Source organism: Desulfoluna sp. CYM3A (assembly GCF_056829965.1).
This window is the reverse complement of the sequence record NZ_CP186556.1, coordinates 3,909,693-3,934,034: the sequence shown is the minus strand read 5'-3', so window position 1 is coordinate 3,934,034 and position 24,342 is coordinate 3,909,693. Positions and strand designations below refer to the sequence as shown.

21 protein-coding genes and 7 pseudogenes are annotated in these 24,342 nt (G+C 57.2%); 1 reads left to right on the top strand and 27 read right to left on the bottom strand.

Annotated features, from left to right (window positions below; translation table 11 throughout):
- Positions 1 to 1,578: 1,578 nt before the first annotated feature.
- From cas2 to ACOYW1_RS19950, 17 genes and pseudogenes are all read right to left on the bottom strand, one after another.
- Entirely contained in the window at positions 1,579 to 1,833 is a 255-nt protein-coding gene (gene cas2 / locus ACOYW1_RS20030; protein WP_482419443.1) for a CRISPR-associated endonuclease Cas2, read from the bottom strand.
- Positions 1,830 to 2,345, bottom strand: a complete 516-nt coding sequence (gene cas1 / locus ACOYW1_RS20025) for a CRISPR-associated endonuclease Cas1 (RefSeq protein ID WP_482419442.1) — start codon at positions 2,343 to 2,345, stop codon at positions 1,830 to 1,832. Before cas1 ends, cas2 begins: the two co-directional genes overlap by 4 nt.
- A 182-nt stretch (positions 2,346 to 2,527) precedes the next feature.
- A complete protein-coding gene (locus tag ACOYW1_RS20020; protein WP_482419441.1) occupies positions 2,528 to 2,671 on the bottom strand; it encodes a hypothetical protein in 144 nt (47 codons plus the stop codon).
- The gene (locus tag ACOYW1_RS20015; protein ID WP_482419440.1) at positions 2,649 to 2,798 is read right to left on the bottom strand and encodes a CRISPR-associated endonuclease Cas1; all 150 of its coding nucleotides are present in this window, start codon (positions 2,796 to 2,798) and stop codon (positions 2,649 to 2,651) included. Before ACOYW1_RS20015 ends, ACOYW1_RS20020 begins: the two co-directional genes overlap by 23 nt.
- Before the next feature lie 108 nt (positions 2,799 to 2,906).
- The gene (locus ACOYW1_RS20010) at positions 2,907 to 3,161 is read right to left on the bottom strand and encodes a CRISPR-associated protein Cas4 (protein ID WP_482419439.1); all 255 of its coding nucleotides are present in this window, start codon (positions 3,159 to 3,161) and stop codon (positions 2,907 to 2,909) included.
- Between the two features lie 562 nt (positions 3,162 to 3,723).
- Positions 3,724 to 3,900: pseudogene (locus ACOYW1_RS20005) on the bottom strand (type I CRISPR-associated protein Cas7); the annotation flags it as partial.
- A 76-nt stretch (positions 3,901 to 3,976) separates the two neighbouring features.
- A pseudogene (locus tag ACOYW1_RS20000) lies at positions 3,977 to 4,087 on the bottom strand (type I CRISPR-associated protein Cas7); the annotation flags it as partial.
- The gene (locus ACOYW1_RS19995; protein ID WP_482419438.1) at positions 4,045 to 4,416 is read right to left on the bottom strand and encodes a type I CRISPR-associated protein Cas7; all 372 of its coding nucleotides are present in this window, start codon (positions 4,414 to 4,416) and stop codon (positions 4,045 to 4,047) included. The pseudogene ACOYW1_RS20000 and the gene ACOYW1_RS19995, both read right to left, overlap by 43 nt.
- Positions 4,417 to 4,419: 3 nt before the next feature.
- A pseudogene (locus ACOYW1_RS19990) lies at positions 4,420 to 4,730 on the bottom strand (type I-C CRISPR-associated protein Cas8c/Csd1).
- Positions 4,731 to 4,758: 28 nt separating this feature from the next.
- Positions 4,759 to 6,103 (bottom strand): annotated as a pseudogene (gene cas8c / locus ACOYW1_RS19985) (type I-C CRISPR-associated protein Cas8c/Csd1).
- A 177-nt stretch (positions 6,104 to 6,280) separates the two neighbouring features.
- A pseudogene (gene cas5c / locus ACOYW1_RS19980) lies at positions 6,281 to 6,798 on the bottom strand (type I-C CRISPR-associated protein Cas5c).
- A gap of 232 nt (positions 6,799 to 7,030) precedes the next feature.
- Entirely contained in the window at positions 7,031 to 7,321 is a 291-nt protein-coding gene (locus tag ACOYW1_RS19975; RefSeq protein ID WP_482419437.1) for a hypothetical protein, read from the bottom strand.
- The gene (locus ACOYW1_RS19970; RefSeq protein WP_482423778.1) at positions 7,314 to 7,703 is read right to left on the bottom strand and encodes a helicase-related protein; all 390 of its coding nucleotides are present in this window, start codon (positions 7,701 to 7,703) and stop codon (positions 7,314 to 7,316) included. Before ACOYW1_RS19970 ends, ACOYW1_RS19975 begins: the two co-directional genes overlap by 8 nt.
- 261 nt (positions 7,704 to 7,964) lie before the next feature.
- Positions 7,965 to 9,104, bottom strand: coding sequence for a CRISPR-associated endonuclease Cas3'' (locus ACOYW1_RS19965; RefSeq protein WP_482419436.1), 1,140 nt, complete (start codon positions 9,102 to 9,104; stop codon positions 7,965 to 7,967).
- 509 nt (positions 9,105 to 9,613) lie between these two features.
- Entirely contained in the window at positions 9,614 to 9,988 is a 375-nt protein-coding gene (locus ACOYW1_RS19960; protein WP_482423777.1) for a WYL domain-containing protein, read from the bottom strand.
- Positions 9,977 to 10,087: pseudogene (locus ACOYW1_RS19955) on the bottom strand (WYL domain-containing protein); the annotation flags it as partial. The pseudogene ACOYW1_RS19955 and the gene ACOYW1_RS19960, both read right to left, overlap by 12 nt.
- Before the next feature lie 268 nt (positions 10,088 to 10,355).
- On the bottom strand, positions 10,356 to 10,625 hold the full coding sequence (locus ACOYW1_RS19950; RefSeq protein ID WP_482419435.1) for a hypothetical protein: 270 nt from the start codon (positions 10,623 to 10,625) through the stop codon (positions 10,356 to 10,358).
- A gap of 2,261 nt (positions 10,626 to 12,886) precedes the next feature.
- On the opposite strand from ACOYW1_RS19950, the gene ACOYW1_RS19945 reads away from it, so the two are divergent.
- The gene (locus tag ACOYW1_RS19945; RefSeq protein ID WP_482419434.1) at positions 12,887 to 14,713 is read left to right on the top strand and encodes a heavy metal translocating P-type ATPase; all 1,827 of its coding nucleotides are present in this window, start codon (positions 12,887 to 12,889) and stop codon (positions 14,711 to 14,713) included.
- 9 nt (positions 14,714 to 14,722) lie between these two features.
- Here the strand turns inward: ACOYW1_RS19945 and ACOYW1_RS19940 are convergent, their stop codons facing one another.
- The 10 genes and pseudogenes from ACOYW1_RS19940 to ACOYW1_RS19895 form a co-directional block, all read right to left on the bottom strand.
- The gene (locus tag ACOYW1_RS19940) at positions 14,723 to 15,238 is read right to left on the bottom strand and encodes a nucleotidyltransferase domain-containing protein (RefSeq protein ID WP_482419433.1); all 516 of its coding nucleotides are present in this window, start codon (positions 15,236 to 15,238) and stop codon (positions 14,723 to 14,725) included.
- Positions 15,235 to 15,662: pseudogene (locus ACOYW1_RS19935) on the bottom strand (nucleotidyltransferase substrate binding protein). The gene ACOYW1_RS19940 and the pseudogene ACOYW1_RS19935 overlap by 4 nt, the downstream one beginning before the upstream one ends.
- Before the next feature lie 107 nt (positions 15,663 to 15,769).
- Positions 15,770 to 16,585, bottom strand: coding sequence for a hypothetical protein (locus ACOYW1_RS19930; RefSeq protein WP_482419432.1), 816 nt, complete (start codon positions 16,583 to 16,585; stop codon positions 15,770 to 15,772).
- Positions 16,586 to 16,598: 13 nt separating this feature from the next.
- Complete coding sequence (locus tag ACOYW1_RS19925; RefSeq protein WP_482419431.1) at positions 16,599 to 17,474, bottom strand: hypothetical protein; 876 nt, start codon at positions 17,472 to 17,474, stop codon at positions 16,599 to 16,601.
- Positions 17,475 to 17,612: 138 nt separating this feature from the next.
- Complete coding sequence (locus tag ACOYW1_RS19920) at positions 17,613 to 19,163, bottom strand: asparaginase domain-containing protein (RefSeq protein ID WP_482419430.1); 1,551 nt, start codon at positions 19,161 to 19,163, stop codon at positions 17,613 to 17,615.
- Between the two features lie 52 nt (positions 19,164 to 19,215).
- Positions 19,216 to 19,956 (bottom strand): hypothetical protein, encoded by a 741-nt coding sequence (locus ACOYW1_RS19915; protein ID WP_482417506.1) that lies wholly within the window; start codon positions 19,954 to 19,956, stop codon positions 19,216 to 19,218.
- Between the two features lie 547 nt (positions 19,957 to 20,503).
- On the bottom strand, positions 20,504 to 21,679 hold the full coding sequence (locus ACOYW1_RS19910) for an FMN-binding protein (RefSeq protein ID WP_482419429.1): 1,176 nt from the start codon (positions 21,677 to 21,679) through the stop codon (positions 20,504 to 20,506).
- A 360-nt stretch (positions 21,680 to 22,039) separates the two neighbouring features.
- Positions 22,040 to 22,336 carry a hypothetical protein gene (locus tag ACOYW1_RS19905; RefSeq protein WP_482417504.1) on the bottom strand — a complete coding sequence of 99 codons (297 nt, stop codon included), beginning with the start codon at positions 22,334 to 22,336 and terminating at the stop codon, positions 22,040 to 22,042.
- A 22-nt stretch (positions 22,337 to 22,358) separates the two neighbouring features.
- Entirely contained in the window at positions 22,359 to 23,642 is a 1,284-nt protein-coding gene (locus tag ACOYW1_RS19900; RefSeq protein ID WP_482419428.1) for a reductive dehalogenase, read from the bottom strand.
- Positions 23,643 to 24,103: 461 nt separating this feature from the next.
- Entirely contained in the window at positions 24,104 to 24,307 is a 204-nt protein-coding gene (locus tag ACOYW1_RS19895) for a hypothetical protein (protein WP_482423880.1), read from the bottom strand.
- Positions 24,308 to 24,342 lie beyond the last annotated feature (35 nt).

The following is a 24,342-nucleotide window of genomic DNA, read 5'->3' as shown; positions in this document are numbered from 1 at the left end:
CCTGTCCACCCGGCAATGGCTTCTGGGGTGTAGTGGGGTGCCAGAGGGTTTTAATGGACGCCCGATGGGTGACCGCGATTTTTTCTGAGTCGGTTGGGAATGCAGAGCGAATGAGCATGGGGGGTCCTTGACTTCATACCATGAAGAGCATGGCCATGTGACGGATCAAAAAGATAATACCTGGCTCCATCCGTCATTACCGTGCATGAGACTTATGCCGAGAAAATCATAACCGAGGCGGGCCTTGGAATCAATGTGGCCTTTCACCGTATAAAGGCACTCAACATGTGCGCATGAAAGCCATGCCGAAGCCATAGGTGGCTGGAGCTGTTGACGGTTACACGTTCTCCGATTCCGCCCGGGCCGTGACACCTTGTAGAGGGCGGCGGCCCCCGCACCGAAAAACAGTCTTCCATCGACATCCTCGCATGGGTACCGATAGCCGTCGGAGAGCCTTTAAAGCTGCCGGGTTATATCTTACGCCACAGCGGGGGCGCGACGGTTTTAACGATCATCACCGCTCAACCCAGTGGTGTTTCAATCCACGCCCCCGCGAGGGGAGCGACGCCCCGCCGTGGATGGATTTGACATCAAGGCGAAGTTTCAATCCACGCTCCCGCGAGGGGAGCGACACCCCCGCGGACGACACGGAAAACGAGGAGGCGACGTTTCAATCCACGCTCCCGCGAGGGGAGCGACGTTACCAAGGCGAGCCAAACACAGCAGATCAATTGTTTCAATCCACGCTCCCGCGAGGGGAGCGACGTATGTCACCCCCAACTTGGTTAGCGCCCAGCCTGTTTCACTCACGCTCCCGCGAGGGGAGCGACTCGGAGACCTTAGCGTTACTTAGCAGCTTGCTTGTTTCATCGACGTCCCCGCGAGGGGAGCGACCATACATCTCCGGGAATTCCCACCCCGTATCGAAGTTTCAATCCACGCTCCCGCGAGGGGAGCACAGGCTAACGCGGCCTTTCCTGTACCAGGGCCTATGTTTCAATCCACGCTCCCGCGAGGGGAGCGACAAAGGCGGTCAAGCTCCTTCCCCTTGTCGCCCTTGTTTCAATCCACGCTCCCGCGAGGGGAGCGACATAAAGAGGGGTGATCTTGATGCGGACGAGTGGGTTTCAATCCACGCTCCCGCGAGGGGAGCGACTCTGAGCCTCTGCGCTTCTCCTCTCGGCACCCCTTGTTTCAATCCGACGCTCCCGCGAGGGGAGCGACTTTGGTTTATTTTCGGATACAAGAGGCATGAGTTTCAATCCACGCTCCCGCGAGGGGAGCTCACTGTATGCCCAGGGCGGCCAATCACAAGCACGAAGGTTTCAATCCACGCTCCCGCGAGGGAGCGACTGTTTCTCAGGGAACCCATTCATATACAAAGGAAAACCGGGGCTACGCGCGAACCCCGGTCGGCAGTGCCCATGAGGAGCACGTATTGGTCTGATGTTGATGAATAAGTTCATATTTTCAAATGGTTAAAAAATCGCGAACCTCTCTTCTCCAATGGTCGAAAGAGACCTTTTTTCAGATGGTTGATTTTTATAACAAAAAAACGAGCTCGGGGCTCCGCGTTTTTCAAGGATTAAAGGGCATCCGGGTCTGCGTGAGGGTTTTGCCCCCACATGTTCGACCCGGGTGTTTCCAGTTGGCCCCCAGAAAGTAGAATCGGAGACTGTCTGTTTCCGGGTTGATCTCTTTGATTAGTTTGGCCTTGACCTCCACCCAGAGGGCCGGGTCCAGGCTGCATTCGAACATGGAGTACTGGACCCGCTGTCCGTAGTTCTGGCACACCCGGGCCACACGTCGGAGCCTCTTCTGGCCGCCCTTCATCCATGGCCACATCGTAGCTGACAAGCACCATCATGGCATCTATCTCCATACAAAGGGCGGGTAGCCGTCCAGATCTTTTCGAAAATAACGGGTCCCAAAAGCTGGGCCTGCACGAAAAAAAGCTGGCCGATCTTTGCCTTTTCCTTCAAGAACGGATGACACACTTCGTCCTGCTTTCGGTCCTGATAGGCGGTAATGACAACCTTGCGCGTGGAATCGTCCATGACCACGGCGCCGGAATCCAGGGTTTGAAAGCCCGACGGGGAGACCTGCCTCTGGTTGACTAGGGAGAGCACCAGGCGATCAGCCACAAAGGCCCGAAACTCTTCCATCATGTCCAGGGCAAGACCCGGTCTGCCCGGTCGGTCCCGGTGAAGAAAACCCACGGCAGGGTCCAGGCCCATGGCCTCCAGGGCTGAGCGGACGTCATGGACAAGGAGGGTGTAGACAAAGGAGAGCATGGCATTGACCATGTCCTGGGGCGGTCGCCTGCTTCGACCCTTGGAGAACAAAACGTGTCTTTGTTTGTGATGATCAGGTGGTCCAGCACCCCAAAGTATGCCCGGGCCGCGTCTCCCTCCAGGCCGCGGACTGTGTCCAGGGGGCGGGGCGTGGCAGACTCCTTCGGGTTACACCTCGACGCCGCGTGACAGCGTCTTGCACGGCATCGGCGTCGAGTTTGTCACGGTCGTGCTCAGGGCCCTGGAGAGCACGGCCCGGCAGTTGGCCACCTTGCCGATGACGCAGCTTGGGCAAGCTCCGCAGATTCATCCGGTTCATCGGCGAGGCGGTACTGGGTCCGCCTCACCAAGACGTTACCGGAGACCGGTCCGGCCACCCGGGCAAGGAACCGCCCGCGCTCCGTCCAGAAAGGAGGCCCCCACCTCCTTTTCCCCACAGAACCCCATGAGAAAAGGGCTCATCCCCACATTGCCGAAGCAGACGATGCCTGACAGGGTGTGCACGGGAATGCGGGCTACTACCTTGCCGTCCCCGGTAGACCGAGACCGTCTCTCCGTCTTTTCCCAGGTAGCTTTTTTGGGTGGTGACGTAGAGGGTATTCAACAGCTTCTTCATCCTTTTGTCACCTCCCTGAGGTAGGCCCTTACACGACCAACCCCCATGTCCTTGGGCATGCAGAGATCCAGAAAGGAGCAGGTGTCGCACCCCTTGGTGTACACAGGCGGCGGGGTGAGGCCTTCCTCCACCAGGTGGTGGAGGGCCAGAGCCGCGTCTATGGTTTCTGTCCTCAACGAGTCGGTGAGGGACACCACTTCACGCCGACGGGCATCCCGTAAAAAGGGCTCCTTCGTCAATACCCATTCCATGCATCTCCTCCAGGCAAAGGGCCTGGGCACAGAGCTGGACCCGGTCGTGGTTGCCCTTTTTTGGGCCGCCCTCTTTTGTACTCCACGGGATAGGGACGCCACAGCCCGTCATGATGTCGGTATTCCACGGCGTCGGCTTTGCCCAGCCCGGCCAAGGGCCCGGCTTTTGAGGTCTACGCCATAGGCCGTCCGTACCCCGGGTTCCCGGTGCTCCCCCGGCCTGTCCACCCGTTGATGGAGGACCTGCCCTTCGGCCGTGTATCTGTTCTCTACCCAGAGCCGCTCCACATGGATCAGTGCGCACTGCCTCGGGCAGAAGGAGGGTGCTGAAGGGCCGATAGGGGGAGCAGGTCGTCGTCGGCATACATGGCTACAATTTCACCTCGCAGGAGACACCCTTGGGAAGGGCTGACTCGTCAATGGTTATGTCGTAATCCTTAAACGCCCGTGCCGGGGCATTTCCATCCTTGGCGTGGTTGGCGGTCCACGGTATTCAACAAGAGGTGGGCCGGGGCATTTCCCAGCTTTGAGTCATGCTTGAACACCACCAGTTTTCGGGCGCTCATTTTCCCCTTGCCGCTGAATGGTCATGTTCAAACATCTGGGTCAAGGCTTCCCAGAACAGGGAGAGGTCATCTTCGGAAAATCCGGTTTTGGCTGCCAGGGGCGCCGAGATAAACCCTTCGGCACGGTAGAGGGCGTAGGGAATGATGTATTTGCGCCCCATGGTGCGGTTGTCCGGATTGTTTTTCGGCTTCTTTTTCCGTTGTCACGGCCATGCGTGTGATGCTCACCTCATGGGGCACCACAGGATCCACGCTTTTGGCAAACACCATCTGAACCGGCCCGCGTTACCTGGGGCGCGGTTGGACTTCTGTTGTCATCACCGCACCAAAGCTCCGGATGTCAAAGAAGTTGCCGCACATCCACTGGGTAACGGCCCTGGCGTCTTCCACCTTTTTGGGCAGCTTTTTTCCTTTTTTATCGGTTTCAGGTCAAGGGCCTTGTACGCCATCTCGTTGCGGTTGTTCAGCACCGCCTTTTCCTGGACATAAATGTTAAATCCTTCCTCTCCGTCCTTGGCCAACTCCACATAGTTTCGGACTTTGCGTTTCAGGCAGACGTCCGTCACCATGCCGTGGCCGGTCTCCGGGTCGATGCGGGGCATGTTTCCGGCATCCGGGTCACCGTTGGGGTTTCCGTTTTCCACGTCAAAAAACAAGACAAATTCATATCGGTTTTCAAGGGCGCTCATGGGTTACTCCTTTTCGTTTTTTCGGTAATTTGCGTTGGACTGGTGGTAATAGCCGATGGTGAAAATACCTTGCTCCTGAAGGGAGAGGCGGGTTGGAAAATCAGCGATATCATCCACAACAGCTTGGATGCCCCTGTCCATTTTTTCCCGTATTCTGCTTTGGCAATGTGGTGTTGAGCCAGTCTCAGCAATTGGGGAAACACAATGGAGGGCGTGGCCGATGCAGAGCTGAAATAACGGTGTCGAATGGAGGTGTTTACTTTTCCAAGGGCGTCTCTCTGGGCTTTTTCCAACAAGGAAAAAAGACGACCCAACAGGTAAGGGACGTCCTTTCGATTCAGGTCAGAGTGACATGGTGATCTCTCCTGATGTTTGCCTGTGGTTTCGAGTCAGACACGCCTTGATGACGGCGGCCCGCACATAATTGACCTCTTTGTGGCGCGCGAGAATGCGCCCTAAAATGGCGGTGTAAAGGCTCTGGGGTATCGGCAGCCCGTGAGGACGCTGCGCGAAGGGCCCCTGAAAAGCGGAGATGTCTCTCTTTTTTGCTGGACAGCGCTTTCCAATAGAATCCCGAGATCACGACGGAAATTCGGGCTGGTTGGGGTATTGCCTCTCCATACTCAAGGCTCCGTAGTGCAGGCCAGCCTTCTCCACCAGGGTTCCAAAGGTTGAGGGGCACCAGAATCGTACGGAAAGGCGGGACTGGTTGGGGGCCAATCCCAGGATGTAAAATTTTACGTCCTTGTCCAGCTCACCCAGAGCATCATGAAGGGCCACTCCATCCCGCAAGGCCCGTAAAATCGAGCGCACCTTGGCCGCTGATTGCCGGTCTTCCCGGATTCTTTTGGGGAACCTTTCGGGTCAGGCTCGTTGGTGACATCAAAAAAAGAGGCCAGCAGATCTTCTTCAGGTGCCTTTTTCTCTTGCCCAAAACACCGTGCTGGTGTCCCCGATGGACAAAGTCCGTCCGTTTTCACGGCGCAGCAGGTAGTTCAACGCCGTGGTGTATGCAAAGGCAACAGTTTCGCCCACCGGCGCGTTGAAACTCTGCTCTTTGCCGTAGGATGCAAAGGCATCAAGGTTAAAGGATACAATGGCGCACCCTGCGGGCTGCCCCCCGGAGACGCCTTTGATAGGGGGGGTGGAGCCTTGCAATGGGTTCCACCTCTCCTGTGACGAGGCAGGGCGCTTCATAGGAGCCATCTTCCTCTTTATCCTGCAGCGTCTGCCAGAGCTCCAGCACGTCCGGGTATTCGTGGACCGGCCTGTCATCGCCTTCCAGCCAGAAGATCAGGTTCTGATCGAGGAACTCCTCTTTTAACTCCAATGCCTCAGCCTGCTCCGGTTCCCATGCCTCCAGAAAAGCAGCCAGCTTTCTGACCCGGGCACAGGATGTGTGCCCGGCGATATCCTGGTGCTTTTCCTTGAACGCATCAAAGGTCATGCGGCTGCGCTGGGGTTTTCCCTTGCCGTCCACCCCGAGGACATACCCGGAATTATCCCAGAGAAAGTTGGGAACAATGGATGTGCCGGAACGCTTCACTGCGGCAGGTACGATCTTTTTGACAGGCACGACTTTTTTGCCTTGGGTTTCCCGTAAATCCCGGATGCTTTTGAAATGTCCCTCCGCACTGACCATCACTGCAAAGGAGATCTTCTCTTCGCTGAACCCGGGCCTGGGCATGGAGGCTTTCGGGTCTGCCACCATGCGCTCATAATAGTCGGTTAACGCCGAGAGAATCATAGCCGCCTTCTTTTGCCATGGGCGGCGTCAATGACCCCGTCCGCCATAGTGGGGCGGTAAATTGAGGTGTCATCTGACAGAGTAAAATGGATGGTCGGTGGACATCCAGCCAATGCTTTAACCGTCCCGCCAGCTTGAAGAGGCTTCCCTCGCGCCAGCTTCTGCCGCCGAAGCCCGGACATCCCCTGGGCCGTCAAAGCGCGCCAGAGTTATCGCACGGCGTTTGAAAATATCCATGTGCTTGCCGGGGTTGTCTTCGGCGCCCGCTTTATCCGTCATGTCGAAATCGGCCCCAATGATGTACGCCACATCGCGAAGTACCAGGGCGGCACGTTGCTGGCGCTCGTCTTCAATGAACTGGTGAACGGCCTTGCCGCTTTTCATGGCCGACTTGGCCGAAGCAGCGGAGGCTTTGCCTTTCAGCTCGTTACGCCGTACCGAATCAAACCGCACGGGCTTCAAGACATGGATTTTGTCCACCACCCAGGAGATGGCGGGTTTCCGTGGATGGCCTCCAGGATCCCTCGGGCGGCCGAAGGGGTCATCACATCGTAGCTTACCCGCTCCACCTTCATCTCCGGTCGGGTAAAACAGGCGTAATCGCCCCATACCTTCAACTTGACACCATAACCCATAGATCCTCCTTTGTTATCCACGCCACACGGCGGCAATACAGGGTAAACACGATTAAATAATTCCCGAACCCGCGTTCCAGTGGGTGGGGTCTTCCGAACAGAGCCCGACGTCCTCTCTGTACCCGATGCCTTCGCGGGCCACGTAAAATTGATCTCTCAAGGGCACCACACCTCCCTCAAAAAGGGCTTCCAATTCCGTTTTATAAACACGTACAGTGTAGGACTGGAGTTGTCATAAGTGCCCGATATGTCCTGGGCATACTCCAGTTGACGCGCCCAAGTCCCTGGCCCGTTGGTCCCACTCCACAATGACGGGACGTTTGGTTTCAATGAACCGATACCGATCGTTGATGACCACAAAAGGAAACGAGGTGGGGAGTTTGAGGCCGATATTGGGTTCGTACAGGCATTTCATGACCTCTTTTTGGTCAAGCCCTTCAAACTGGTAGAGCCGCCGGAAAAAGGCGGAGACAGCCTCGCCAGCTGAATGGGCGTCGTGGGAGGCGGCTATCTCTTCAAACACCTCGGCTCGCCGCTGAAACCCCGGTGCCCTTTTTGGGCATGCCAGTTTCGGGCCGGAATACGTAGACTTGTCCTGTGGGGCGCTTGCCTTCCCGGTTGCATCGCCCTGCGGCCTGGGCAACGGAGTCAAGGCCTGCCACAGCCCGATACACCGTCGGAAAATCAACATCCACACCGCATTCAATGAGTGAGGTGCTTACCACCCTGCATGGGAGGCCTTTTTCAAGGCATTTCGATATCTTTTGGAGAATTTTCCGTCTGTGGGCCGGGACCATACGGGCGCTTAAATGAAAATTTCCCTCTTCTTTGCCAAGGGTGTCATACAGGGTGCGCGCATGGTTTCTGGTATTGACAATGCAGAGCACCTGATGTTCGTTGCGCAGTCTCTCGGCAATCTCTTCATCTGAAAGGGTGCCGAGCCGGGTAATCTTTGTTCTCTCAAAGGTCCTGAAAAGGTCCTTTTTCTGTTGTTGGGATAATCTGCCCGAATGGCCCCTTCAGGAAATCCGCAGGTCAGGCGGCCCGATTGTTCAAGGGCGGGCTGGGTGGCCGTGCACAGCACCAGGGTGGAATCATCGTTGGTTGCAAGCTGGCGCAGGGCAGTCACCGAAGGTTGAAGCAGGGGAAGGGGGAGCATCTGGGCTTCATCGAGTATCACCACACTGCGGGCAATGCTGGGGAGTTTTCGGCATCGGGAGGACCGGTTGGCAAAAAGGGACTCGAAGAATTGCACCGAGGTGGTCACCACCCAGGGTGACGTCCCGGTTCTTCCATGGCAAGACGGAACCTGACGGCTCCCGCGATGTCCGGGTGGTCGTCTCCTCCTTCTTTCTCTCATCGGGGTGAAGGTCGTTGCAATGATGCTCCAGCACGGCATCCTCCCCCAACGCCTTGCGAAACACATCGGCATTTTGTTCGATAATACTGGTGTAGGGGATGACATAAATCACCCGCCTCAACCCATGGGTTTTGGCGTGTTCCAAGGCGAAGGTAAGTGATGAAAGGGTTTTTCCTCCCCCTGTGGGGACGGTGAGGGAAAAGAGGCCTGGTTGTTGTTCGGATGCCTCGCGGCAATAATTCAGGATCTCTTGGCGCGCCGTATTGATGGGGGTTGGTTCTGACTTTTGCAACAAGGTGTCCATGTGCTGGCGAAGCGTTTCCGTCATTTCAGGGATGCCGGGCCAGGGGCTTCTCAGCATGGATTTTTCGGGGGAGCAAAAGGCCTCGGTGTCCAGAAAGTCAGCATCCGTCAGGCAGCCGTAGATCATGCGCACAAAAAAACTTAAGGTGAATCCCGCTGTTTCCTTGTCCATTTTCAGTCTTGGAGGAAGTGCGATTTCGGGAAGGGGGACTTCGTTTTGCCACCCCTCCACAGGCGGGATCTCTCTTTTGGCCAGACGATTTTTCAAGGACCCGTGATCCGCCGTCGTATGACCGCCGTCGGGCAGTCCCCCATGGTGCCCGGCGATGACATAGGAGAGCAAGGTGGCAAGACACTCCCCATGGTCGCCCATGGCCTCTTTCCAGAAGACGACAACCGCTCGAGACCCTGCCGTGGAATGATCCACCCTCCCCTTGGATGTTTCAAGGCTCCGTTGAAATTCGTGAGAAAATTTACCCAGGTCGTGGAGTAGCCCGGCCCATCGGGCAAAGTCTTCCCCGCCGAAACAGGCGGCCCTGTCGGCGGCAAGGTCGGCTACTTGTATCAGGTGGTCAATCAACGGTTGCCAGGTCGATGGGGCATTGGCAGTCGTGTGAGCATAGTAATGAATTTTGTTTTTCATGATGCTTCAACTTTCTATCAATTAGGTTGATGTCTTGTTGTAGCCAGCTTACAGGGTTACTCCGTCAAAGCTGGTTGCATCGGTGAGAAATTTTTTTTCTTGTGTGCCTTTCCAATACAATATGGCATTTGCCCATCGATATATGGATAACTGATAGGTCTTCGTCAGGCTAAAAAAGCTATAGCCAAATATGAAAAGAATAAACACTAAAACAATCTCGGCTTTTTTTGTTTCAACGCAGCATCGGATTTTTAAGTTCATTCTCCTTTTAGCATACATCAATTGAAATAATATTTTTGGTAAACCATACCCTATGCCAAATGGGACCAAGAGGCATAGAGCATAGCATACATTCAATTGTTTCAATCCACTCCGTAGCTTGCAGGGGAACCATTGCCAACATTCAATGTTTGGTAATTCCTGAGAATGGTAATCTCGAAGTTTCAGTGTGTCAAATGTTTGTTTACATTCAATTGAAGTGTGAGTGGTTAAGATGTTGATTTTTATATTTAAAAAAGTGAGTGTTTTTGTCTGTATATTTGGTCAATTTTTGCGAATTCCCCTCGGATTTCCTGCCGGAACCATTTCGGTGCAAGCACTTCCACATCCGATCCCCACCCCAGAACCCAACGCCTCACATCCCGGATGCCCCGGGTTGTGAAGGAGAGCTCTAAGGTGCCATCGGGTCCGGGCGTGAGGGTTTGTCCGTTTACCCAGGTTCTCTCGGCGGCGTATCGGGCTTGTGCCTTGGAGAACCGAAGGCACACAGTGATCTCACCGTCGTCAATGATACCAAAGGTACGGGACAGGTAATCGCCTGGAGAAAACCCTTTGGGGTAGCTGTACTCCTGCCCGGTTGCGCGGACTTTGTGGATGCGTTCCACTGCGTAGGTTCGGAAAGCGCCTTCGGACCTTTTCTGGGCGATGAGGTAGAGTCCGCCCGACTCCTCAAACAGGTGAAGGGGGTTGATGACCACCTCTTTATGGGTGTCGGTGGCAAAGGCGTGGTCGGTAGCAGTTTCAGAGACTCTCGGGAGACGATGGCTTCGGTTACGGTCACAACCGGCTCATGGGTGGCGTAATTTTTTTCGATCAGGGGCTTGGTCACCTTGAGGTGGCGCATACCGTCCAGGGCGTCGGTGAGTTCTTTGGGATAGAAGTACGTGAGCTTGGAGAAGAGCGACTTCAGGAGGCGCTCCATGTAGGTACCTTTGAACACCGGGTCGTTTCGGTTGAGAAGGTAAAGGCACATCACCTCCTGGTGGGTGAGGGTGAGATTGGGGATGGCGGTGTTCGGGGAGTTTTTTCACATGGGGGGCTCCGGTGCCATCGCTTTTCCCGGGCGCCCTGGGGACGATCCTTGTAGATGGGGAACTCCATTTCCTCCATGTTGTGGAGAATCCGTTCCACGGATCGGCGCTTCACCTTCAGGGCTTCTGTCAGTTCCCGGATGGTGGCTCCAGAAGGGGTGGAGAGCCGATCCAATGCCTCGCAAATCTGACGCACCTGTTTCCCTCTCATAAGCACTCCTTACTCTTTATTTCTTTGGCGAAAAAAATGAGTTAACGTGTGGCTTGGAAATAGAGGTATCAAAACGGGCCTTGCCTTTCCAGCACTATTTTCACCTGGTGAGTGATGACTATTTAGGTTGGCAGGACGTGGCTGTTTTTACCTTGTGGTAGACTGATTTTCCATCGATGCGGTAAGGCTGGGGTGTTGAGTGGAAGGGGCGTTCGGTATTTATTCTATAGTTTTGGAATAGGTAAGGCTGAGATATAACGGCAAAAAAAGTGTTGACACCCAAAAAGGATCGCATTTTAGGGTGGGGCGTAATAACTAGTTATTGTGACGTTCATGATGCAGCCCGACAGGATGCGGCAAACACCCTGCCAGGCCTGACCAAAAACAACCTTCACAGGAGGTCGTCATGGCTACGCGGTTTTTTACACCACCACCAAATCCATTTCAAGTCGTATTTCCTCATCCCGCGGCACCCCGCACACTTTCAGTGGACATTACAGACTCACCAGATGGCCAATGAACACGATCGTTTCTGATTGACGGCGGGGAAGGCGCGTCTTCGGATTTCTACGCGTTCTCTAACAGACCTGTGAACAGGCGTGTTGCGTTGTTTACTTCTTCCTGGCCTCACCGGAGGCGCGTATTCCCCATGTCTGATTTCAACGTTTGTTTGTCCATGTGTTGAGGCATATCGATCCTTAGAAAAAACCTTTTTTGGTGCGTTCGTCTTCCTTTCGAGACGGATGGCGAGCAAAAGGTAGTAAATAGAGATAGGTAGATTCGGGAACGTCGTGTTCATACAAATCATTATTCATGGCACATTTGCTTTCTGCCCAGCAATGTAAACCCCAAAGGAGATCACCATGACTTCATGCGATAGCCAATCCGCTCCGGCGATGTTCTGGGGGCGGAAATCGTTGAATTGTGCGACTCCATCAAAGATATCCATCGCCTTCTAAGATCTGTGGGGGCGTTTTTCAATGAACTGGAAGGTGCCGAAGACCCCGGTGGAAACGGTCTCCAGATCGATTTCAAACGGTGGGGGATTCGCACCATCACCGAGGACCTCTTGGCTGGCATACGATAAGTATCGATCGCATGGCCGCGATTTACAAAGAGGAGCAGGAGAAGATGAAGGGCCGAGGGATCCGCAGGTGACAAAAGACCTGCCTGCGAGTCCATGGGGATAAATAGTCGATGGCAAACGAAAAGCCCGCTTTCGATCCAGACGATGTATGCGGGCTTTTGTTATACACACTTTCGCGAGGGGAACAACAAATCGTGGGGTGTGGCTCCCGCACAACAAAGAATGTTAATCCACGGACAATACTCGCTTTGCACAGGTAGCGATTCACTTGGTTTCAGACCACGCATCCGCAAAGAAGAATCCACTCGCTGAACGTTTGTATAAACGGTCTGTTGCCATCACAGTTTCAATCCACATCTGCACGGGGAGCGACGAGCATTGCGACTATTTGATACAGGAGATTGACAGTATCAACCCACGCTCCCGTAGGGTGAGCGACTTGCCTCCCCTCCCGCTCCCTCCTCACCCAAGAGGTTTCAATCCACGCTCCCTTACGGGGAGCGACCGAAGCGAAGTGCTACGTTGCCATCAAGTTTCAATCCACACTCCCGTACGGGGAGTGACTGTTCTCGTAGAACCGATTCATTTCAAACTGAAAACCAACTGCACAGCGCGAACTTTCTGCCACGATATACCGATGGGGTGATTTGACAATTTTATGTGGTGAAAGTTCTTTTGTTTCATATTGTTACGCAATTGCGAACCCCTTTGGGCTAAAAGGCGCATAAACCTTGTCAGTTGAGGGGCTGCCTCGTCTTTGGAAAAACGAGCTTGGGGTTCGCGATATCACCGCATGGGCAATGGCGTTCGGTTGGTTTATCTGTTGTGAACGCAAGCGCATACATCATAAGTAAATCGAGGCCCGGTTGCAACACGGTTTTTTGGGAGGACATAAAAGGACAGTGGGCGAGGAACTCCAGTGATCGTAGCCAGAAAAAGAACAGGGTCTGTTCGCTGTTGATCTGCGTATGATCCTGATTGAGCGGGCTTTATAGATAGGGTGTGTGGCGCTGCAAATTTTTTTAGTTTGATTTTCAAAACACTTGATCTTCAAATGAATGGCCGGTATAGAGAGGGTGTGCCGGGATTGTTTTTCCTGCGCCGGCACAGATGACATGCATGTTCTGCGACGATAGATAAGAGAGAAAACAGACCGCGAAAAAGAGGAAAAGCTATGATCGGACGGTATGCAAAACTCAATGTGTATCAGGAGATTTTTAAATCATCGGATTTTATCCGTGTGGCGGGCGGGGCGCTTCTGATCCCCGTGGCCCTGTTGACGGGCATGGTGAACCAGCAGGGGCTGGTGGCCTCGTTGAACCTGAGGGACCTTGTGCTTATCCTGTCGGTGGCGCTGAACGGCCTGCCCATTATCGTGGACGCCGTCAAGGGGATCATGGCCCGGGAGGTGAATGTGGACGAGCTGGTGAGCATCGCCATCATCGCCTGCATGCTCACGGGCAATTTTCTGGAGGCTGCCGTGGTCAGCGCCATCATGGTGGTGGGGGCACTCATTGAAGAGGCGGTGAGCGACAGCGCCCGGCACGCCATCGAAGAGCTGGTGGAGATGACCCCGGCCACCGCAACCCTTGTCAAAGAGGGCGGCGAGGTGCAGGTGAAGGTGTCGTCCATCCGTCAGGGGGACCGGCTGGTGGTGCGAAGCGGCGAAACCATCGCCGTGGACGGGGTGATCCGTGAAGGGGCCACCTTTGTGGATGAGGCCGCCATCACCGGGGAATCCATTCCGGTGAGCCGTTCGGAAGGGGACGAGGTCTACGCCGGGACCACGTGCGTTGACGGGTTCGTGACGGTGGAGGCCCTGCGCGTGGGCGAAGATTCCACCTTCGGAAAGATCGTCAAGATGATCCAGGCCGCCGAGTCGTCGAAAACCCGGAGCGCCCGCATCGTGGATGAATATGCCAAGTGGTTCACCCCGGTGATCCTGGCCGGTGCGGTGCTGGCTTTGCTTATTACCGGGGAGATCTCCCGGGCCATTACCGTCCTTATCGTGGGATGCCCTTGCTCGTTTCTGCTGGCCGGGCCCGTGACCACGGTGGCCGCCATCAGCCGTGCGGCCAAAGAGGGCGTGCTGGTGAAGGGAGGCGGATTCCTGGAGACCATGGCCGGTGCCGATGCCCTCTTTTTCGACAAGACCGGCACCCTCACCAAGGGGGAGCCTGGCGTGGTGGAGGTTCTGCCCCAGGGGGACAGGCAGCCGGAAGAGCTCCTTGCCATGGCAGCGGCTCTGGAGACGGGAAGCGCCCATCCCTTGGCCCATGCGATCCTTGCCAAGGCAACCTCTTTGGGCTGCTCTGTTCCTGTTGCCCGGGAAATCCAGTCTGAGGTGGGGCGCGGCGTCTCCGGCAAAGTAGGGGACGCCCGGGTTGAGGTAATCTCCAGCGGTGCCAGGGGCGAGACGGGCCTGACCACCGTGGAGGTACGCGTGGACGGCGAGCTCTGGGGCTACCTCGGCATGGATGATGAGGCCCGACCCGAGGCCCAGGAGGTCGTCCGGGCTGTGGAGGCCAAGGGCCTCGGGGATGTGCGCATCCTTTCCGGGGACCGGGAACCGGCGGTCCGGCGCCTGGCAGACCAGGTGGGGATCTCCCGGTGGCACGCCGGGTGCAAGCCCCATGAGAAGCTGGGCCTCATCGAGTCCCATGAAGGCTCGGGCCTGATTTTCGTGGGAGACGGAGTTGACGCCCTGAAAGCTGCAGGCACCGGCATCGCCATGGGCCTCCGCGGATCGGACGTGGCCTTGGAGACCGCCGACATCGTGCTGATGAACGACAAGCTGGAGACCCTTCCTTTCCTCGTGGACCTCAGCCGCAGGATGAGTCGCACCATCAAGGTCAACATCGCCCTGAGCTTCGGCATCAACCTTGTGGCCGTGCTCCTGGGCTTTGCCGGGGTGCTCACCCCCATCCTGGGGGCTGTGGCCCACAACATCGGGTCCATTCTGGTGGTGGGGCTTGCCGCGTCATTGAGGTATGCAAGATAGGGAGATAAGTTAACTCAGCCTGCATCTGCTGGTTATCAGGGTATTGAGGTGAAAAACGACATCTGAAGCTCTCTTGCCTTGCATATGAGTGCACCCGACTTGTGTAATACCCGGGTTAAACCCATGGCTGTCGAGTAACGATTTCACATTGGCCTGTATCGGGTGTCTGGTTACGACAGATGAATCAAAACGGGTGGCGTGCAGCTTATGGGGAGGCAGTTTTTCGTAAATGGCTTTTCCGACACGATGGATGTGGGACTTCAGGGCGGGGCTTTGAAGGGTATTGTAGTGGATTATGTCGAAAAAGTAGGGGGATGAGGGTCTCTTCTTCAAGAATATCCTTAAGCTTGAGGATCTCTTCGGGGAGACCCCTTTACCTTTGACGGCGAGGTCTATATTGGACGCTGCTTTTTCGGTCCCTTTAGCACGTGATCCGAAAATCAGAATGGATTCCACATTCGGGAACCGTGCAGCAGCATTCTGGATGGCCATGATTTCCGATGGTTTTAATCCGAACCGTTTCATGGCGTGATCCTGGCCTGCAAGGTTGTGTAGAGTTTGGCGAGGTTGGGGAAGTAGGCTCTTCGAATACGTCGTTCAATCTCCTTGGCTGTGGATTCATCATAGGTGTGCACGGTCAGATTTCTATCTTTTAATGCGTTAAGCCAGGTTTCACCATCCTCGATCACTCCGGACTGAAGGCTTGTTTAATGGCTGCCCGGGGGCTCTGTATATCATATCCTTCCGCGTCCAGATAATCCTTCATCACCTTCCATGCCAACTCAAAGGACATCTCGTAGAACTGGATGAGCCCAGCCCGCTCAAGCCGTGACGGTTCATCGACGGCAACAGCGGCTTTTAACTCGGCAAAGGCTTTCTCAAATGCTCGAAACGCTGAATCCAGCGGATATCTCCGGCGTCTTTTGTGGTCATGTGGTCTCCTGTCCAAGTGGTGGCATACGTTTTCTTTTTATACCCTATATGGGCTGTGAATATCCACGGGTGATTTCGTGGTGATGCCGGTGGACGGAGATATCCGCATGTGGGAAGGGTCGATCACCCTCCGTGGGTCTTGTTCCAATTATCCACAAACTGCGCCGACTCCTTCAGGGTGTCCACGAACCACGGCACCTCCCATTCGGGGGTGCTGGAGTAGGTGTGGAGGATCTCATCGTCGGTCATGGAGAGGATCTGGGTCCAGTTGTCCTGGTTGGCGGCGTTCACCAGGCGGGAGATGAGGGCGTCGTCAAAGGGGCGCGTGGATTTCCACAGCCACACCGGCGGGTAGATCTTCATGCCGAAGACGGCAAAGAGGGTCTGGACGCCACCGGTGGGATCCCGTTGTTCCGGGGTGAGGTTAAAGGCCTGGTTGCTGACCACCATGGTGGTCAGGTCCACCCCAAAGTCGTCACGGTGCTCTTGGTTGGGATCGCCCTGGCCCAGGCTGAGGGTGACCTGTTCCACCCACCAGCTCGGCTTGTCCGCCGGTGCGTTGTATCGGAAGTTATCCAGGGAGTGGGTCATGAGCCACCCCATGAGTGTGTGGGTGTTGTCGTTGGAGGCCTCGGCCAGGGGCGGGTTGCCCCCCTGGCCCCAGATGTGGACCGGCCCCACGAAATGGGCGCCCACCAGGTTGAAGAAGTAGTCGTATCGCACCTTGCGGGAGAGGTGGGAGAGCATGACGATCTCCTGGTCATCGGCGTTGCGACCGGCCATGACCACGATGATGCAGGAGGTGGCGCTGTCCGAGTAGAGGTATTTTTTGTCTGTGTCGTTGAGGCGAACCAGGCAGTAATTGTCCTGGCTGACGTAGTGAAACCCTTGGGGAAGGGTCGTGTTGGGGGCGGAGGCGGTGCGTTTGAGGGTCAACATGGCTCTGGTCTCCTTATTTGGTGATGGTCATGGTTTGCCACGGTTTGGTCCGGGGGTTGCCGTTGATGACGTATTCGCACATCAGGCCGTTTTCCTGGGTGCTGAAGATCACCGAGGCCTGGGTGTAGAACTCACCGGGTTTGACTGCGACCCGGCAGATCGATAGCTCGGTTTCGCCGAAGTACTGGTCCCGCAGGAGCTTGTGGATGCCGTCGTGGTTGGGTTGGATCAGCAACAGCCTTTCTGCCCGCTCCAGGCGCAGGAAGGTGCTCAGGTTCATGGGGTAGGTGACGGAGGTGTTGAAGAGGCGACAGTTGTTGGTGTTGGCAAAGTAATCGGCCTTGGGGGAGAGGGTCAGGACCTCGGGCTTCCCGGTCTGGCCGACCACATCGCCCAGGCCGTTGAATTTGAAGTTGCCGACGGGGGAGTACTCCATGTAAACAGCCTGGCTTGTGTCGGAGAACATGGCGATGTCTGCCGACTCAAAGGGCCCCGGGTTTTCGGTGTCGCCGTTTAAGTAGAAGTCCGCCAGGGAGTCGGCCGCATCCTGGGCGTTGTCGTAATCGGCCACGGCCTTTTCGTAGGCCAGGAACAACGAGTCCACGGAGCTGTTCGACCCCTGGTAGGTGTTGGTGCGGACCAGGCGGAACGGGGAGTTGCTCTGTCGTGCCGTGAGTTCACGCGTGTAGTTGTCCGCGGCGGTGAAGGTAACGCCGCTCGTATTGCCTCCGGCCCACAGGCCCGGTCTGCCCAGACGGGTGAGGGCCAGGTAGGTCCCGGCTTTTCCCTGTCGCTCTTCCGGGGGATAAAAGGTGGTGGGGTCGGTGAGGTCGCACTGCTTGAAGGATCGGACAACGGATGCATCAAACACGGTTCCAATGGTGCACATGGGGTTCTCCTTTTATGGTTGGGGTGGGCGGAAAAAAGCGGGACCCCGGGCCCCGGGAGCAACATGCCCGGACCCGGGGGAAATGCCGGGTGCAACGGTCAAAACCCCGGTAAAAAGGCGTCACCGGGGGGGCGTTTGTCATCGCCTGCGGGCCATGGTGGAGAGTAGCAGGATTTCGGGTACCGACGGCACGGCAGCGGCCGCAGCCTCTGTTGACGGGTCGTAGATGGTGTAGAACACCTGGTTTGTGTCCATGTTGTACAGCGCCAGGGAGCCGTCGTTTCCGAGCTGGAGATAGGCGTTGTGGCCGATGGTGGCGGTATTGGTGGCCCAGAGGGGCGTGTGGCTCATGTCGTAGAACACCAGGTTGTTGTCGGACTGCATCACCAGCCTGCCCTGGGCGCCCATGTCCTGGTGCCAGACCAGGGTGGGGTTGGAGGCGTCGCTGACGTCGTAGATGGCCAGGGTGCCGTCGGTGGTGTTCTGGAACTGGAAGTTGCCGTTGATGGAGAAGAGGTTTTCCCCCGGAGCCAGGTAGGCGTTCTGGTACCCTGAAATGGCGTAGTAGGGGGTGAGCTCTCCGGCAAGGCTCTGGCCCATGAGGTTCTCCACGTCGGCCATGGCCATGGACCATCTGGCAAGGAGCACGATGAGTTTTGCAAGGCCCGCGATGGGGGTCATGTCGTGGCCGCTGATCACCCCGGCCTCCTTGAGCCATGCCCCGGTGGCGTAGGCGTTGTAGTTGACGTCCCCTGCCAGTACCTGGGTGCAGTCCACCAGGATGATGCCATCATCGTGCATCTTCCCGAGGAGGGTCTGCATGGTCTGGTAGCTGGGGATGTTGCCCTCGCCGTAGGCTTCGAAGATAATCCCGGCAAGGGGCGGGGAGACCTGGCTCAGCTGGGTGAGCATGGAGGTCATGAGGGACGGGTCCCCGCCGGTGTCTTCGTTGTAATAGGCAGGGAAGATGAGGAACTGGATGACCGATTTATTGGTGATATTGGCGGCGATGGTGGCAAGGTCCGCCCCCACCTGCTCGTAGTTGGCGTCGAGGGCGTCGGATCCCGGCAAGGGCAGGAGGAACTGGTTGTAGAGGGTGGGCAGGATGCCGAACTCTCCCAGGGCGGGGAAGTTGGGTGAGGAGAAGGCCACAAACTCGCTGGCGTTGGTTTTGACCACCCGGTTGCCCCGGTAGAGGGTGTCGGCAAAGTAGAGGCACACCTCGTTGACTCCCATGGTGAGGAACTGGACGCTGCCCAGGACGTTGCGCAGGGCGTCGGTGTTAAAGAGAAAGGGATAGGCCGAGGGGTCGCTCCCCTCCTGGACGAACAGGGGGAGCTGGGAGCCCGTCACCGTGATGGGCTTTGTGGTCCCGGGCAGGAGGAAGGAGAGGGCCGACGAGGTCCAGGCCATGGTGTCGGTGCCGTGGAGGACCAGAAAGGCGTCGTAGTCCTTGTAGTTGTCGAAGATGTTCTGGGCGATCATCACCCAGCCCGAGGGCTGCATGTTGGTGCTGTCCAGGGTTTGGTCGAAGTAGGCGATCTCCACGTCGGTGATGGCGGTCTGGCCCGTGATCATGGGGGTGACCTGGGCGTTGAAGGCTGTCTTGAAATCCTCGCCGGACATGGGCGCCAAGGGCGTTCCCACGGAGCCGATGGTTCCACCGGTGTAAAGGATGTAAAGCTTCATGGTGCGATGTCTCCTTTGTTTTGATGCCGTTGGTGTGAATGGCTTTCGCCGGTCAGATGATGTCCACCCCATCGCGGGGCACAAACATGTAAGCGTAGAAATCGTAGCTCACCACCATCTCCCGGGTGTCTGTCTTGCTGATGGGGCCCTGGTTTACCGTCCAGTTGGCCGTGGCAGGATCGGTGATGGGGTTGCCCGCGAAATCGAAGTCCGTGACCTGGTCGGAGCCATCCTTCTGGGACCACGTGGAGGTGGCCAGGTCGTCGCAACGGACCCAGTGGTAGTCGCCGGTCCATCCGATGCCGGGGTCTGCCTCGGAGATGAGCAGGGCCACGTAATGGCCCGGGGCCTCATCTTTCGCGTGGGAATAGACCGCTTCAAGGGTTTGCCCCACCATGGACAGGCCGTCCAGCTCGGCCCCGTATGCCACATCCGAGCCCGTGAATTTTTTGGGGAGGGTGTAGCCGTTGAGACGCCCCGGCTGGGGAAACGAGTTGCTGGCGATGACGCAGCCGTAGGCGTAGCAGTTGTTGTTGGGCTGGTATTTCGCGGACATGAAGTAGCCTTTGCAGTCATGGGGCGGGTCGTAGGCGGTGGATTTCCCGAACACCGTCGGGGCGTACTGCGGGACGCTGCCGACGCCCTCCACAAAGACATAGTTGGGGGCGATGACATGGTCTTGCGGGGCTTTCTCTCTGAGGATGTGGAACTTGCTGTTCGGGTGAACGACGCCACAGAATTTAAGCCTTCCGACGCCAGTGGCAGCGTCTGACTGCATGGATGATGAACTCATGGGACCTCCTTTTCCAAGGTGGGCCCGGCCCCTTGTGAAGGGCAAAAGCCGGGGCGCAGGCCGTTGACAGGGCGCGGGAGCAGGTTCATGGCCCCTGCAACGCTCAAAGGGTGACGGGGCGCTTGGGCTGTTCACGCGCATGGTTGTTGGATGTCTTGCGGGCCTTGTCTCGGCTGCGAAAGAAGGTGCTGGGATGGGTATGGCTCCGGGGACGTGACGCGACCGGGCATCAAAGGCCGGTGACGATCAGTGTACGGGCAGGCCATGGCCTTCATACGCTGGGGTGTTGGTGGGATGCCGTTGGGGCTCTTGTGGGGATTGACTGTAAATAAGATGTGTTGCAGGCCAAAACGATCGTTTCACAGATCGGTTGAAAAATCAAGCGGGAGAACAGGCAAAAAGGGTGAAAAAAGAGTGTGTTGCGCAAAAGGCTCGGAGGGCGTTGGCCTCCGAGCCTTTTGCTTTTTATTGAGCTTACAGGTGGGTGAGCAGGCTCATCAACAGGAGCCCGTGGACGAGGAGGGCACCGGTGAGGATGGCGATCTCTTTAATGTGTGGGCGTTTCATGGCGTGCCTTTCCCATGCGGGGTTGGATGGTGATGCCCTTGGTGACCGTCTTGCGAATCCCTGCCGCTTTTCTGAAACAGACTCCGGCCGGGCAGAAGAACCGGCACCAGAACCGGGGAATGACAAACGACCCTCCCAGGGCCAGGGAGACCAGGTACCACTGCACGGTGGTCCCCTTGAGGCCGAAGAGGGTGGCAAAGGGCTCGATGGCCGCGTGGGCGGCGTTGCCCGTAGCAAAAGCCACCATCAGGGCCAGCCAGGTGAGGCCCAGGGCCCCGGCCCTCAGGGCTTCCTGAAGCTTTTTCGGCACCGTGACCCGTAGCCCGCCGGTGCGGGCGATGAGCTCCTGCAGGGCGCCGAAGGGGCAGAGCCGGGTGCAGTAGAGGTTTTTTCCGGAAAGGGCCACCAGCACAAGGCTTCCCGGCACCAGAAGCCACCAGAAGAGGTCGTCGCCGATGAAGGGGGCGTGCCCCATGAAAAGGGCCGCGATGTTGGAGACGGACACGGGTCGGTTCATCATCACCCCCAGAAAAAAGAAGCTGAGAATCAGCAGGGGGACCCTCGCCTTGTTGACCTTGAACCGGGCGCAGGCAAAGGCTGCGGCAAACAGGGCCAGGAGAAGGAGTTCATCCCTTCCCACGTGCCACGGGGCTGTTCGTTCGGGGCCCTTGATGCCCAGGATGTCTTCGCCGGCAAGGGCCATGGCATCGCAGGCCGCTCGGGTGATGGCCTTGGACGAGATGGTGGCCCCGCTTACCGCGTCGATGTTTTTCCCGATGCTGGGAAGCTCCCGGGGCGTTTTATCCGCGAACTGATCGAAGAACCCGTTGGAGCCAAGGTAGTCGAAAAACAGGGGCGTCTCCCGGTGCTCCGGCACCAGGACCTCGGTGAGGACGAGTTTGGGCGTCATCACCGCGGCCACGGTCATGGGCCCGCCCCAGCCCGTGGTGCGGGAGGGGTAGATGAGGTAGCGGGTCTCGCCGTTCTCCATCACCCGGTACGCCTCGGGGGAGGTCCCTGTTTTTTCCACGGCAGCCGGGGCAAAATGGTCGCTGAGGAACTGGATGGTCTTGTTTTCCCGGCTCACCCGTCCGTAGGCCAGGGCCCCTGCCAGGGCAAGAACGCCAAGGAGTGTGAGTGTTTTTTTGATGCTCATAAGTCTCTGTCTCTGGTCGATGTACTCGCCATATGCAGGTTTTTCCACCTGCCTGGCGGAGGCCTGCCTTCTTTAACCATTTCTTCTCGCTTCCGGGCTCTGCCGGGAGTGTCGCCTGCAAGGCTCCGCCTTGCAGGCGTGAAGCATGGCGGCATCATGGCTAAAAGTTGCAGGGGCAAGCGATCTCAATTGTGGAGGCAGAGCCTCCGTGGATCATTCCCAGGCGGAGTCTGGGAGTAAAATGTCTAAAAAAACGTTGCGGTTATATCCCTCATTTACCGCGCGCTTCAACTCATCAGGGCTGGGCGGCAAATGGGGCTGCTTGGTGGTGCCCCCACCTTGCCGCCGAAGGCCTGCCCTTTAAGCCGACTCCTTGCCGGTTGTGGGCAGCTTCTTCCAGGCCATGCCCCCTAAGAGGATCGCGGGCAGGCCGAAGAAGAGGAGGCCCATGTTGGCGGCCTGGTGTTCGTGTTCCAGGATGGAGCTGACGGACCAGGCCAGGGCAAAGAGAAAGAGAAAAAGAGAGAGCGCGGCGAGGACCAGGCTCTGGGTTCCTGCACCGCGTGTTTTTTTCAGGTAAACGATACCCATGATGCCCAGGGTGGTTAAGGCCCCGAGGATGAAAAAGAGGGTTTCAATGCCGTTGAATACACCCATGATGTCTGTCTCCTTGTGGTGGTTATGATTTCCAGAAACTGGTCACGGCTTTTTTGTCGAAGGAGTTGCCGTACCCGAAGAGTTTGTCCATCTCCCGCATCATGGAGTGGGCCGGGCCGGGCATGAGGTGGTTGATCTTGTCCACCAGGCGGTGATGCCAGAAATCGGGCTTGTTGTAGGGGCAGCTGGTGATGCAGGTGGCGCAGTCGCTTTTGGTTTTTCCCCAGGCCAGGAGGCATTTTTTCGCATCGATGGCCCATTTGGCCACCCCGGGGTTGTTGCACTCGTTGTGGACGTCAAAGGAGGGCTCCTTTTCCGTGGAGATGGCGTGGCCCGGGCAGGCGTCGGCGCAGCGCATGCAGGTTTCGCAGAAGTGGCGGACTCCAAAGCTCACAGGCTTGTCACAGGCCAGGTCCAGCTCGGTGAACACCTTGCCGATGCGCACCCGGGGGCCGTATTCGTAGGTGACGAGGATGCCGTTTCTGGCCGCCTCTCCAAGGCCTGCGGCCATACCGTAAGGAACGCTCAAGGCTACGTCGTTACCGGCAGCAAAGGCCTTGTAGCCGATGTTGGTGATGAACCGGCGCAGGGACGCACCGGTGATGGCCATCTGGGAGTACCCCTTGCCCACGGCACCGCCGGAGACACCGGACGGAGCTGTGGTCATGGCCTCGTAGTCCATCTCAAAGGCCATGACGATGACCGATTTGGGGGTAAAGGGCAGGTCCGGTGGCAGACTCTTTCCTTTTTGCGGGTTGTAAAAGGAGGCGTAGGTCCAGCGCTCGTCGTAGGGGGTGATACCCACCAGGTCGGCCCCCAGGAAGCGGGCCGCCTTTTTGATATAAAGGGAGGCCTCTTCTGCAGATGCAAAATCGTAGCGGTCCGGGGAGACCTCGTTGTCCCGGGCGTAGGCCACGGTGTCCGGGCTTGCCGTGGATGCACCGTCTGCGATGAGGGAGTCGATGTACCACCCGGCATCGGAGATGGCCTTGTCCAGAACGCGCTGCCCGAGATCTGCCGAGGTACTGCCCAGTTGCCCCAGGGCCTGGCGTCCTTCGGGAAAGGCACCTGAGATGGCCTGGCAGAAGGCGGTGTCTTTCTGGTGAAATCGTTTATAGACCGCCTTGTCGATGGTGACGGGCAGTTCAGGCAGCTCTTTTTTTGCGGTGGACCCCTTGGCAGGGCCCGCCGCGGCCTGGGAGGGCAGTCCGGCCATGAGGGCTCCGCCCGCAACGGCGGATGCGGCCCCGAGCTTCACAAAGTTTCGTCGCTTGAGATCGACCTTTTTTTCTTCTCCTGAATCCATGGATCCTCCTAAATACGTCCAGTGGTCGGACCCCGGCATGGGCTTGGCGTGTGACGGCGCCGTCCTGCCGGGGCTGTTTGTTTCCGGATTGGGTGCGCGGCCCAGACGTGCGTGGGGCGCTGCGATACGTCCGTAAGTCAGCATAAAGCATGCCGGGATGTGGGAGTTCTGTGGGGGAAAAACGCTAGTTGGTTAACATCATGGAGGATGTGTCTGCAGGTGGGAGACGGGGTGACCTTGATGGGTGAACCTTTGGGGATGATATTTCATCCTTGGGATTTAATGTCGTCGTGAGGACGGGCTGTGGCTGGTCGCAACGCATGTGGCTTATGCCTCCGGCGCTCCGGGCTGGGCAACGAAAGGAGAGGCAACCGGAACGTTTTTGCGGAGCTTTTATCAAAAAGCGACCCGCCGGAGGCACTGAGCCTTAAATGTCTTTGCCCTGGGGGCCTAATTCCTGGTCACGGCCCGAGGCGTTGGGCCTGGGGGATGTCTGCCAGTTTATTGATTTTGGACATCAGGGTGCGGGGGTTGAGTTTCATGATTGCCGCGGCCCCGTCCGGTCCGAACACCTTGCCGCCGGTGGTGGCAAGAATCGATGCGATGTACCGGCGCTCGTTCTCTTCAAAGGAGAGGGGCGCGTCCGGGGCGTCGGCGGTCGGCACCGAGGCAAAGGAGATGCAGGTCGGGTCCAGGCTGT